Here is a 12,207-nt window from a genome sequence, read left to right as displayed (position 1 = left end):
GGCGGCCGCGGCGACCGTGCTCGGGGTCGTCCTGAGCGGCGGCGGCGCCGACCAGCGGGCGGGCGCCGAGGCACAGCGGCTCGCCCTCGGGTCCGCCGACCGGCAGGCCGACGAACCGGACCGGGCGCTGGCCGGCGCGCTGGCCGCGCGGGCGCTCGACCCGCGCAACGCCACGGTGCGGGGCGCGCTGCTGTCGGCCGTCACCGCCGACACGCGCACCGAACGGGTGCTGGCGACCGGCGCGACCGACCCGGCGATGATCGCGCTCAGCGGGGACGGCCGCCTGGTGGCCGTGGTCGGCCGCGACGGGACCCCGCACGTACGCGACACCCGAACCGGCGCCGACGTCCCGCCGCCCGGCGGCATCGGGCGCACGACCGCGCTGGCCTTCGCGGGCGCCGCGAACGGCCCGCTCGCGCTCGCCGGCGGCGGCCGGGTGCTGCTGTGGCCGCCCGGCGGCCACGCCGCCGCCGCGCCGCTGCCCACGGCCGGCCGGCAGCCGGTGAGCCTGGCCTTCTCCCGCGACGACCGGTGGCTGGCGGCGGGCTGCGCGGACGGCTCGGTCCTGCTGTGGGACCTGTCCCGCCTGGATGCCGCACCGCGCACGGCCCGCGCGCACAAGGGCGCGGTGCGGGCCGTCGCCTTCACCCCCTCCGGCGACGCGGTCCTGTCCACCGGGGACGACCGGACGGTGCGGTCGTGGCGCCCGCGCGGAGGCGGCGAGGACCGCGTGTGGCGGGGCCTCGGCTCGCCCGGCCGGTACATCGCGGTTCGCGCCGACGGGTCGGCGGTCTACGTGATGACGATGACCAGCGTCTACTTCCTCGCGTCCGACCTGGGGCACCGGCTGCGGGCACCGGTCGCGGTGGCGGTGGGCGGGCAGCTGCTCTACCGCCGGGACGGGTGGATCGCCGGCGGCAGACGCGCGGACTCGCTGCTGCTGGCCGTGTCCAACGGCGTCGTGGAGGTGCCGGCCGAACCCGGCTCGGTCACCCAGGACGACGGGAGGACGCCGCGTGCGGTGAACACCACCTACGCCAGGTCCACCCTGACCGGCTCGATCGCGGCGCTCAGCGGCGACGGCGCCCTGCTCGCCGTCCCGGCCCGCACCGGCGCCGTCCGGCTGTACCGGCAGCGGGAGGGGCAGGACGCCTATCCCCGGTTGCGCTGGGTCCGCGCGGTGCATCCCGTGCCGGGGACGCGGCGGGAACTCGTGGTGCTCGGCCTGGCCGACAGCATCGGCGCCGTGGCGCTGGTCGATTCGGGCACGCGGCGCCTGGTCGCCTCCACCGAGCTGGGAAGGATCAACTATCGCGGCAGCGCCTACCTGGCGTCGGCGCGCACCCTCCTGGTGGGTGGCACGGGCGGCCTGCAGACCGTCACCGTCGAGGGCGACCGCCTCGGACGGCCGGCCGCTGTCGCGAACCCGTCCTCGTCGGGCGTCTACGCCGTGATCGACGACGAGAGGCGGCACCGGTTGATCGTGGGCTGGGGCGACCGCGTGACCGTGCACGACGGCGGGCGCGGGCTCTCCTCCCCGCCCCGCACGATCCGCGTCCCGCCCGGAGAGGTGTCGCTGGCCATGTCCCCCGACGGCGAGCGCCTGTTCACGGTGACCGGCAGCGGGCTGTACGCGCTGCGCCTCAGGGACGGCGACCCCTGGGCCGGGCGCGCGACCCTGACCCGGCGCCGCCTCGCCAGGGTCGTCGCGTTCCCGGACGGCGTGGTCGTGGCGGCCTCGGCGGACGGGCAGGTGCTGCGCTACCGGCGCGACGCCGACCGGAGCTGGAGCGAGTCGCCGCTGCCCGGGCACGGCGGCGGCCTCCAGCAGCTCGTCGCCTATCGCGACAGTGCCGTCTCCATCGGCACCGAGGGCGACCTCCGGATCACCGACGCGGCCACCGGCACGCCGCTCGCCACCGTGCGGATGCCGACCGTCCTGTTCGGCCGGTTCGCCACCTTCGGAACGGCGAGCACCGCGCGCGGCCTGCGGGTCTTCGACGCCCTGAACGACACCGCCGTCGACGTCCCGCTGGACGACGAAGCCGTCCGCGACCGGGCGTGCGCGCAGCTCAGGGCGCCCTCGACGGTCACGGTCGGCGACGTGTGGGCGGACGCGCCGTCCGGCGTCCGCGACCGGCGGCTCTGCCCCCCGGGCTGAAGGGGCGGGGTCAGTCCGGGGAGACCGTGCTGTGCGGAACGGTGTCCCGCTGGCGCTCGGGGAGCACCGGCTCCATCCGGTACATCGACGGCATGCACGAGCCGCGCGGGCGGTCGTGCCCGGGGGCTCCGGCCAGCGCCGCGATCAGGTCGCGGGCGGTGACCAGGCCGATGAGGTCGCCGTGCTCGCCGATCACCGTCACGTTGTCGCGTTCGGCCGACAGCATCGCGGCGGCGGCCTGCGCGAGCGTGGCCTCGGGCCGTACGCACATGGGGCCCCGGCGCGGCAGCAGGGTCGTGACGGCCCTGCGGGCGCGCAGCGGGCTGGTCGGCTCCCAGGTGGAGGTGAGCGTCGCCGCGTCGACGACGCCCAGGCAGTGCCCGTCGCCGTCCACGACCGGCAGGTGGTGGACGTGCGCCCGGCACATCAGCTCCCAGGCCATCAGCACGGTCTCATCGGCGGTGACGGTGAGCAGGTCGGTCGTCATCACCTCGGCGACCGGGCGCCGGTCCGGCGGCCTGCGCGTGTTCATGGTTCCTCCTGGACGTGGGCGGAGACGGCGTCCCTTCGGGGCGGCGCGGTGGGCGGCCGCAGGATGCGGCGGCCGGTGACATGCCGCGCGGTGACGCGGATGAAGTGGTCCCGCGTCCCCGGAGACCACGGGGTCAGCGGCAGCCGGGCCAGCCGGGCCCGTTCGGCGGGGGAGGTCACGGCGCGGGCGGGGCCGACCAGGGTGACCGACCAGCCGGTGCGGTCGGCCTCGTCGAAGTCGTCGGCCTCGAAGGCGACGATGGCGCCGCGGGTCGCGGCGGCCAGCTTCGACCCGGGCACGGTCCGGATGATCACGCTGTCGTCGGCGTCGAGGACGAAGTTGACCGGCTGGATCGCCGGCAGCGCCCGGTCGGTGAACACGATCCTGCCGATCGGCACCGATCGCATCAGGTCCAGGCACTCCCGCGTGCCGATGACCTGCAGCCCGCCGTTGGCGTCCTTCGTGTCGTGCCTCATGTCGTGCCTCACGTCTCCCGTTCCGGCCCTGCCCTCATGTCTCCACTGTCGGCGCACACCCGGCCGGTTCGGCAGGGACGAACGTCACCGGACGTGGGGACGTCGGCGTCCGGACGGCCCCCGGGGAACGGACCTTCGTCCCTGCCGCGGCCGGGACGGGCGGTGATGCGATTGCCGTGCCCGGTCGCGGGGAGGTCGTCCAGACGCGGAACGCTCGACGGCCCGCGGCGGCGGACCGGCCCCCGCCGCGTCCGCCGCGGGCACCGACAAGGCGAAGGAACCCGCCATGAAGCAAGCCGAAGCGCTGACCGACCACGACGTGCGGCTGATCGACGCGTACTGGAGGGCGGCGAACTACCTGTCCGCCGGGCAGATCTACCTGCTCGCCAACCCTCTGCTGCGCGAGCCGCTGCGTCCCGAGCACATCAAGCCGCGGCTGCTCGGCCACTGGGGCACCACGCCGGGGCTGAACTTCTGCTACGCCCACCTCAACCGCGTGATCAAGGCCCGCGACCTGGACATGATCTACATCATGGGGCCCGGGCACGGCGGCCCGGCGGCGGTCGCCAACGCCTGGCTGGAGGGCACCTACAGCGAGGTGTATCCGCACGTATCCCGGGACGCGGCCGGCATGGCGCGGCTGTTCCGGCAGTTCTCCTTCCCCGGCGGGGTGCCGAGCCACGTGGCGCCCGAGACGCCCGGGTCGATCCACGAGGGCGGCGAGCTGGGGTACGCGCTGGCGCACGCCTACGGCGCGGCGTTCGACAACCCCGACCTGGTGGTCGCGTGCATCGTCGGCGACGGGGAGGCCGAGACGGGCCCGCTGGCGGCCAGCTGGCACTCCACCAAGTTCCTGGACCCGGTGCGGGACGGGGCGGTGCTGCCGATCCTGCACCTGAACGGCTACAAGATCGCCAACCCGGCGGTGCTGGCCCGCATCCCCGAGGAGGAGCTGGTGGCCCTGCTGCGCGGCTACGGCCACCACCCGATCCTGCTGAGCGGGGACGACCCGGAGGAGATGCACCGGGCGATGGCGGTCGCGCTGGACGAGGCCCTGGACGAGATCGCCCGCATCCAGGCCGCGGCCCGCTCCGGGGTGCTCACCGGACGGCCCCGCTGGCCGATGATCGTGCTGCGCACCCCCAAGGGGTGGACGGGCCCGAGGGAGGTGGACGGCCTGCCGGTGGAGGGCACGTGGCGGGCCCACCAGGTGCCGCTGGCGGGCGTACGGGACGACCCTCAGCACTTGGCGATGCTCGAGGCGTGGCTGCGGTCCTACCGGCCCGAGGAGCTGTTCGACGCCGACGGCCGTCCGCTGCCCGAGCTGCGCGACTGCGCGCCGGTGGGGGAGCGGCGGATGAGCGCCAACCCGCACGCCAACGGCGGGCTCCTGCTGCGGCCCCTCGTCCTGCCGGACTTCCGCGCCTACGGGGTCGCGGTCGACAAGCCGGGCGCCACCGTCACCGAGCCGACCCGGGCGCTGGGGGCGTTCCTGCGCGAGGTCGTGGCGGCCAACCCGGACAACTTCCGGATCATGGGCCCGGACGAGACCGCCTCCAACCGGCTGGGCGCCGTGTTCGAGGTCACCGACCGCGTCTTCACCGGGGACCGGTACCCGACCGACGAGCACCTGGGGCCGCACGGCCGCGTCATGGAGGTGCTCAGCGAGCACCTGTGCCAGGGCTGGCTGGAGGGCTACCTGCTGACCGGCCGGCACGGGCTGTTCAACAGCTACGAGGCGTTCATCCACATCGTCGACGCCATGTTCAACCAGCACGCCAAGTGGCTGAAGGTCACCCGGCACCTGCCGTGGCGGCGGCCCGTCGCCTCGCTGAACTACCTGCTGTCGTCGCACGTGTGGCGCCAGGACCACAACGGGTTCACCCACCAGGACCCCGGCTTCCTGGACGTGGTGATGAACAAGAAACCCGAGATCATCCGCGTCTACCTGCCGCCGGACGCCAACACCCTGCTGTCGGTGGCCGACCACTGCCTGCGCTCGCACGACTACGTCAACGTCGTCGTGGCGGGCAAGCAGCCGTCCCCGAACTGGCTGCCCATGGACGAGGCCGTGCTGCACTGCACCCGCGGCATCGGCATCTGGGAGTGGGCGAGCACCGACGGCGGCGCCGACCCCGACGTGGTGCTGGCCTGCGCGGGCGACGTCCCCACCCTGGAGACGCTGGCCGCCGCCGACCTGCTGCGGCGCCACTTCCCCGAGCTGCGGGTGCGGGTGGTCAACGTGGTCGACCTGATGCGGCTGCAGCCGGAGTCCGAGCACCCGCACGGGCTCGGCGACGCCGAGTTCGACGCGCTGTTCACCGTCGACAAGCCGATCATCTTCGCCTTCCACGGCTACCCGTACCTGATCCACCGGCTCACCTACCGCCGCGCCGGCCACGGCAACCTGCACGTGCGCGGCTACAAGGAGGAGGGCACCACCACGACCCCGTTCGACATGGTCATGCTCAACGACCTGGACCGCTACCACCTGGTCATGGACGTCATCGACCGGGTGCCGTCGCTGGGCGGGCGGGTGGCGCACGTCCGCCAGCGCATGAACGACCAGCGGCTGGTCATGCGGGCCCACACGCGCGAGCACGGCGAGGACGCGCCCGAGGTCCGCGACTGGACCTGGCCCTACTAGGCCAGAGAGGAGGCAGCGATGCGGATACTGACCGTCAACCCCGGATCCAGCAGCCTCAAGCTGAGCCTGCTGGACGACGACACCCCGCTCACCCGCGCCGAGATCGCCACCGGTGACGGAGGGCGGCAGTCCGAGCGCATCACCGCCGCGGTGGCGCGGATGCCCTGGCCCGACGCCGTGGGGCTGCGGTTCGTGCACGGCGGCCGCGACCTCGTCGAACCCGTGGTCGTCGACGACCGGGTGACCAAGCGGCTGTACGAGCTGGTGGACCTGGCGCCCGTGCACCAGCCGCTGTCGCTGTACGCGCTGGGCGAGATCGGCCGGGCCCTGCCCGGCGTCCCGGTCGTCGGCTGCTTCGACACCGCCTTCCACGCGCACCTGCCCGAGGCCGCCGCGACCTACGCCGTCCCGGCCGAGTGGCGCGAACGCCACGGCCTGCGCCGCTACGGCTTCCACGGCCTGTCCTACGCCTACGCCACCCGGCGCGCGGGCGAGCTGCTGCGGACCGATCCGGCCACGCGGCGCATGGTGATCTGCCACCTGGGGTCGGGCGCCTCGCTGGCGGCGGTCGCCGGCGGCCGCTCGGTCGACACCACGATGGGCTTCACCCCGCTGGAGGGGCTGGTCATGGCCGGACGCGCCGGAAGCATCGACCCCGGCATCCCGCTGTGGCTGATCCGCCACGGGCTGTCCGCCGAGGACGTCAACGACGCGCTGGAACACCGCTCGGGGCTGCGCGGGCTGGCGGGCACCGGCGACATGCGGCGGCTGCGCGTCCGCGCCGCCGACGGCGACGAGACCGCCGCCTTCGCGCTGGACGTCTACCACCACCGGCTGCGCGCCTGCGCCGCCGCGATGGCCGCCGCGCTGGGCGGCCTGGACGTGCTGGTCTTCACCGGCGGCGTCGGCGAGCACGACGCCGAGGCGCGCCGCCGCCTCGCCGAGGACCTGTTCCACCTCGGCGTCGCCGTCGACCCCGACCGCAACGCGACGGCCCACGGCGACATCGAGATCACCGCCGCCGACGCCCCCGTCCGCACCCTGGTGGTCACCGCCCGCGAGGACCTGGAGATCGCCGCGGGGGTGCGGGCCGCCCTCGGCGCCGCCTGAGGGCCGGCGCGGGCGCCCGCTTCACCGGGGCGCCGCTCTCACAGGGGCGCCGCGTGGCCCGCCGTGTCGGGGGCGGACGCCGGGATGCGGCGCCCGGAGAACATCTGCGGGCGGATGCGGAGGAAGTGCTCGCGCTCGCCCGGCGCCCACGGGGACAGCGGCAGCCGGCGCAGCCGCTCCAGCTCGCCGGGGTCGGTGACGACGCGGGCGTGGCCGACGACCACCACCGACCAGCCGGTGCGGGTCGTGGCGTCGAAGTCGTCCGCCTCGAACGCGACGACGGCGCCCCGTACCGCCGCGGCCAGCTTGGACCCGTTGGACGTGCGGATCACCACCTCGTCGTCCACCAGCGCGAAGTTGACCGGCTGGACCGCGGGCAGGGCCCGGTCGGTGAACACGACGCGGCCGACGGGAGCACCCGCCAGCAGGGAACGGCACTGGTCGGCGTCCAGGATCTCCAGTCCGCTGCGATCGAGAGGCATGCCCCTCAGCCTCCCGCCGGGCCGCGCACCGGCACCAGGGACGAAGGTCCCTGGACGGCGGCCGGGACCCGCGCGCCGCACGGCCCGCTGCCACAGGACGATCCGGAAAGGGGCTTTCGGCCCTACTGGTGTTCCGGTCCGGTCAGTGTTCGCGTCCGGCGTTCGCGCGGGTCCCCTCCGCCCTGAGCTGGGCGGCCAGCGCGGCGGCCTGCGTGCGGCGGCTCATGCCCAGCTTGGCGAACAGGTTGGAGACGTAGTTCTTCACCGTCTTCTCGGCCAGGAACATCCGCTCGCCGATCTGCCGGTTCGTCAGGCCCTCGCCGATCAGCTCCAGGATCTGGCGTTCCTGGTCCGACAGGGCGGCCAGGGGGTCCTTGCGCTCCTGCCGTTCGCGCAGGCGCCGCAGCATCCGCTGGGTGCTGCGGGGGTCCAGCAGCGACTGCCCGGAGGCGACGGTGCGCACCGCGCCGACCAGGTCCGAGCCGTGGATCTGCTTGAGCACGTAGCCGGCGGCGCCGGCCATCACCGCGTCGAACAGGGCGTCCTCGTCGTCGAACGAGGTCAGCATGAGGCAGGCGATCTCCGGCCGGCGGGAGCGGATCTCGCGGCAGACGCTCACCCCGTCGCCGTCCGGCAGCCGCACGTCCAGCACGGCCACGTGCGGGCGGGCCGCGGGGATGCGGGCCAGCGCCTGGTCGGCCGAGCCCGCCTCGCCGACGATCTCGATGTCGTCCTCGGCCGACAGCAGGGCGGCGACGCCGCGGCGCACCACTTCGTGGTCGTCCAGGAGGAATACCCGGATGATCTGGTTTTTGTCGGCCGTTGGGCCCGTCATGACATCAGTCCCCTAGTCTCGTGGTCGTGTCCACTGTTCGACGCTAGCCGTGGGGGAAAAGGTCGAGAAGCACCAAGGTCCCCGATCGGGGGGACCAAGGTCCCGAGATGGACGCCCGCGCTCGAACGAGAAATGCTGAACTGGTGATCCACGACAACGGCTCCGGGGACGAGGTGGCACGCCCCATGCTGCCCCAGCTACGGCTCGACGACCTGCTCGCCGAGCTGCAGGCGCGGCTGGAGGCGGCCCGTGCCACCCGCGACCGGATCCACGCCCTCCTGGAGGCGGTCGTCTCCATCGGCAGCGAGCTTGACCTGGAGACGGTGCTGCACCGCATCATCGAGGCCGCCACCACGCTGGTGGACGCCCGGTACGGCGCGCTCGGCGTGATCAGCGAGGAGGGGGAGCGGCTCGTCGAGTTCATCACCGTGGGCGTGTCGGACCGGCAGATCGAGGACATCGGGCACTGGCCGCACGGCCACGGCATCCTCGGCCTGCTCATCAAGGAGCCGCACTCCCTGCGGCTGACGGATCTGAGCCGGCATCCCGAGTCGTACGGGTTCCCGCCGGGCCACCCGCCGATGCGCACCTTCCTGGGCGTGCCGATCCGGGTCCGCGACGAGGTCTTCGGCAACCTCTACCTGACCGAGAAGGCCGGCGGCGCGCAGTTCGACGAGGAGGACGAGGCGGTCGTCATCGCCCTGGCCACCGCCGCCGGCGTCGCGATCGAGAACGCCCGGCTGTACGAGGAGACGCGGCGCCGGGAGCGCTGGCTGGAGGCCTCGGCGGAGGTCTCCACCGCGCTGCTGTCGGGCACCGACCCGCGCGAGGTCACCGATCTGGTCGCCCAGCGCGCCCGCCAGATCGCCGACGCCGACCTGGCCACGGTGTGGCTGACCGACGAGTCGGGCGGCGAGCTGCGGATGGAGGCCGCCGACGGCGCGCACGCCGGCGAGCTGCGCGGCCTGCGCATGCCGCTGGACGAGACCACCGCCGAGGGGGTGCCCGGCCGCGTGTACCGCACCGGCGTCCCGCTGCGCCTGGAGGAGGGCCGGGTGGCGCCGTGGAGCGTCGAGCTGCCCGCCGGGCTGCAGGACGGCGCCGTCCTGGTCGTCCCGCTCGGGCTCGGCGCCTCCGCCCGCGGTGTGCTCGCCCTGCTCAACGCGCCGCTGTCGCAGGCGTTCGACACCGCCGCCCAGCGGCTGGTCGAGGCGTTCGCCGCCCAGGCCGCGGTGGCGCTGGAGCTGGCCGACCGGCGCCGCGACACCGAGCGTCTCACCCTGCTGGAGGACCGCGACCGCATCGCCCGGGACCTGCACGACACCGTCATCCAGCGGCTGTTCGCCACGGCCATGACGCTGATGAGCGCCATCAAGATCACGCAGCGGCGGGACGTGGCGGTCCGGGTGCAGCGGGCGGTGGACGACCTGGACGACACCATCCGGCAGATCCGCTCCACGATCTTCGCCCTGCAGACCACGCCCGACGAGGAGAGCCTGCGCAGCCGCCTGCACGCCGTGGTCGACGCGGCGGCCGCCAACCTCGGCTTCGCCCCCTCGGTCCGGCTGGACGGCCTGCTGGACACCGCCGTCTCCGACGACGTCGGCGAGCACCTGCTGGCCGTGGCGCGCGAGGCGCTGTCCAACGTCGCCCGGCACGCCCAGGCCACCGAGGCGAAGGTGGCCGTCGAGGTCGGCGACGAGGAGGTGGTGCTGCGGGTGGAGGACGACGGCGTGGGAATCCCCGAGGGCGGCCGCCGCAGCGGGCTGCGCAACATGGCCGAACGCGCCGAGCGTCTGGGCGGCTCCTTCCAGACGCGCACCCGTCCCGGCGGCGGAACCCTCCTGGTGTGGCGCGCGCCCCTGGAGGAGGCGGGCTGACGCCCGCCGGGCGGGCGGCGTGTCAACGGGCCGCGCGGATGACGTACGGCCGCATCATCTCGTTGTCCTCGTGTTCCAGCAGGTGGCAGTGCCACATGTACCGGCCGGCCCGGTCGAACCGCACCTTGACGCGCGTGATCGCGTTCGGGAGGGCGAGCACGGTGTCCTTGAAGCCCCGCTCCCATGCCTCCGGCGGGCGGGCCCTCTGCCCGCGCCGCTGCCGGTCGACGACCTGGAACTGGACCTCGTGGATGTGGATGGGGTGCGCGTCCGCCGTGAAGTTGTGCATCTCCCAGATCTCGGTCGTCCCGACCGCCGGCTCCTCGGTGACGGGCGCGTCCCATTCCAGGGGCACCGGCTTGCCGTGGCGGTCCAGGGTGCCGAGGAACACCGCCCTGGGGCCGACGCCTTTCAGGCGGGCGGACTTCGCCTCGTTCAGGGACACCCGCCGGGTGAGCCGCGCCGCGCCCAGCGGCTGGAACGGGGGGAGCGTGAGCTGCTCGGGAGGCGTCGACCCGTCCGCGGCGGCGAGGGGGCGCACCACGAACTTCATGACCTGCCCGGTGGTCTTCGGGTTCGCGGGCCTGAAGTCGGTGCCGGCCGTCCCGCCCTTGAAGACCGCGTCCGGCCCCTCGTTGATCAGGTACAGCTCGGTGCCGGCGGGCAGGCCCGAGAAGTCGACGATGACGTCGGCGCGCTCGGCGGGCGCGATGAGCAGCTGCCCGAGCCGGACGGGCGCCGGCAGGAAGCCGCCCTCGCTGCCGATCTGCCACGGGGTGAGCGCCGCGGCGGCGGGGCGGCGCGCCAGCGGATCGGTGACGATCTTCAGGATCAGCGTGCGCGCGTTGCAGCCGTTGAGGAACCGGAACCGGTAGCGGCGCGGTTCCACCCGCAGCACCGGCCAGGTCCGGCCGTTGGCGAGCATCGCGGCGGCGAAGAACTCGGGGTTCCAGATCGGGGAGATGTCGCTCGCCGGAACGTAGGGCCCCTTGAAACCGTCGAACACGGCCCGGCTCGCCGGATAGGACAGGCTCCCGTCGGCGTTGAACGACCGGTCCTGGATGAGGACGGGGATCTCGTAGTACCGCGTGCCCGGCGGGTCGCCGAGTCTCGGGGCGGGACCGGGCAGCACCCCCCGGTCGAGGTCCGTCGGCCCGCCGCGCAGAAGGTAGAAGCCCGACAGGCCGGCGTAGACGTTCAGCCGGGTGATGCCCAGGCAGTGGTCATGGAACCACAATGTGGTGGCCCGGCCGTGGTTGTCGTAATGGAACACCGCGTCACCCGGGCGCCAACGTGTTTCGTGCTTGGCCTCGAATTTCCGTCTGAATTCCTCGTAGAAGGAACCGACGGAGGCATATCCCCGTGGAATGTCGCGTGCGGCCGGTAGATACCACGCCTCGGCGTAGCCGTCGCTTTCCTCGGTGTTCAGCCCTCCGTGCAGGTGCGTCACGATGGGCACCGGTCCGGTGTACGGACCGGGTGTCGAGGTGAAGGAGGGGCGGGAGTCGCGCCCCGACGTGCCTCCCGGCGGGTACGCCCAGTGCAGCGTGGGGTCCACCGGCAGCAGGGGCGGCAGGTGCCTTCCCCGGGCGTCCACCAGTTCGTTGACCCATCTGACCTCGACCGGCCGGTCGATCTCCGCCTCGATGGTGTAGGCGGGGTAGTGGAAGGTGTCCGGGTGCCGGGAGGACCCGTATCCCCACACGGTCGTCGCCGGGCTGCCCGGCGGGAGCAGCTGCTGGCGGAACTGGCGCGCGCCGATCGTGTACCGGTCGGTGTCGCCGCGGCGGTCCGGTGGCATCACCGGCGGTATCACCAGCTCGGCCGCGTATTTCTTGATCGCCGCGGGATCGAGTGGGGCGGCCCTTCCCGCCCCGGTCCGCGCGGTCGTTCCGGCGGGCAGGAGAAGGCCCGCTCCTCCCGCCGCTCCCGCCCGCAGGACGCGCCGCCTACTGATCATCGGTCCCCCCGTTCGCCGCCGCGTCGAACAACGCGCATCAAACACGTGAAAAGCCGCATACCCGGACAAATTCAACACATTCTTCGCTGCGCGGCGCCGGCCGTCCCGCGGGCCCGTGTCAGCC

At 73.9% G+C, this 12,207-nt stretch carries 8 protein-coding genes and 1 pseudogene; 4 read left to right on the top strand and 5 right to left on the bottom strand.

The window, feature by feature from the left end; genetic code table 11:
- A pseudogene (locus ABD811_RS31720) lies at window positions 1-2,161 on the top strand (hypothetical protein); the annotation flags it as partial.
- Window positions 2,162-2,171: 10 nt separating this feature from the next.
- Here the strand turns inward: ABD811_RS31720 and ABD811_RS31715 are convergent.
- The gene (locus ABD811_RS31715) at window positions 2,172-2,693 is read right to left on the bottom strand and encodes a CBS domain-containing protein (RefSeq protein ID WP_344955130.1); all 522 of its coding nucleotides are present in this window, start codon (window positions 2,691-2,693) and stop codon (window positions 2,172-2,174) included.
- Window positions 2,690-3,169 carry a pyridoxamine 5'-phosphate oxidase family protein gene (locus ABD811_RS31710; RefSeq protein ID WP_344955128.1) on the bottom strand — a complete coding sequence of 160 codons (480 nt, stop codon included), beginning with the start codon at window positions 3,167-3,169 and terminating at the stop codon, window positions 2,690-2,692. Before ABD811_RS31710 ends, ABD811_RS31715 begins: the two co-directional genes overlap by 4 nt.
- A 286-nt stretch (window positions 3,170-3,455) precedes the next feature.
- On the opposite strand from ABD811_RS31710, the gene ABD811_RS31705 reads away from it, so the two are divergent.
- Window positions 3,456-5,816: a phosphoketolase family protein gene (locus tag ABD811_RS31705; RefSeq protein WP_344955126.1), complete on the top strand. Its 2,361-nt coding sequence runs from the start codon at window positions 3,456-3,458 to the stop codon at window positions 5,814-5,816.
- Window positions 5,817-5,834: 18 nt separating this feature from the next.
- Window positions 5,835-6,926 (top strand): acetate/propionate family kinase, encoded by a 1,092-nt coding sequence (locus ABD811_RS31700; RefSeq protein ID WP_344955124.1) that lies wholly within the window; start codon window positions 5,835-5,837, stop codon window positions 6,924-6,926.
- A gap of 38 nt (window positions 6,927-6,964) precedes the next feature.
- Here ABD811_RS31700 and ABD811_RS31695 read toward each other — a convergent pair whose 3' ends face one another.
- Both ABD811_RS31695 and ABD811_RS31690 read right to left on the bottom strand, forming a co-directional pair.
- Window positions 6,965-7,408, bottom strand: a complete 444-nt coding sequence (locus ABD811_RS31695) for a pyridoxamine 5'-phosphate oxidase family protein (RefSeq protein WP_344955122.1) — start codon at window positions 7,406-7,408, stop codon at window positions 6,965-6,967.
- Between the two features lie 142 nt (window positions 7,409-7,550).
- Window positions 7,551-8,243, bottom strand: a complete 693-nt coding sequence (locus ABD811_RS31690; RefSeq protein WP_344955120.1) for a response regulator transcription factor — start codon at window positions 8,241-8,243, stop codon at window positions 7,551-7,553.
- A gap of 185 nt (window positions 8,244-8,428) precedes the next feature.
- On the opposite strand from ABD811_RS31690, the gene ABD811_RS31685 reads away from it, so the two are divergent.
- Window positions 8,429-10,123 carry a GAF domain-containing sensor histidine kinase gene (locus ABD811_RS31685; protein WP_344955139.1) on the top strand — a complete coding sequence of 565 codons (1,695 nt, stop codon included), beginning with the start codon at window positions 8,429-8,431 and terminating at the stop codon, window positions 10,121-10,123.
- A 22-nt stretch (window positions 10,124-10,145) separates the two neighbouring features.
- Here ABD811_RS31685 and ABD811_RS31680 read toward each other — a convergent pair whose 3' ends face one another.
- Window positions 10,146-12,083 carry a multicopper oxidase family protein gene (locus ABD811_RS31680; RefSeq protein WP_344955118.1) on the bottom strand — a complete coding sequence of 646 codons (1,938 nt, stop codon included), beginning with the start codon at window positions 12,081-12,083 and terminating at the stop codon, window positions 10,146-10,148.
- Window positions 12,084-12,207 lie beyond the last annotated feature (124 nt).

Source organism: Actinomadura miaoliensis (assembly GCF_039536785.1).
In the GTDB taxonomy this organism is placed as follows: domain Bacteria; phylum Actinomycetota; class Actinomycetes; order Streptosporangiales; family Streptosporangiaceae; genus Spirillospora; species Spirillospora miaoliensis.
Note: the sequence above shows the minus strand (reverse complement) of the source record. Positions and strands in the feature narration are given on the sequence as shown.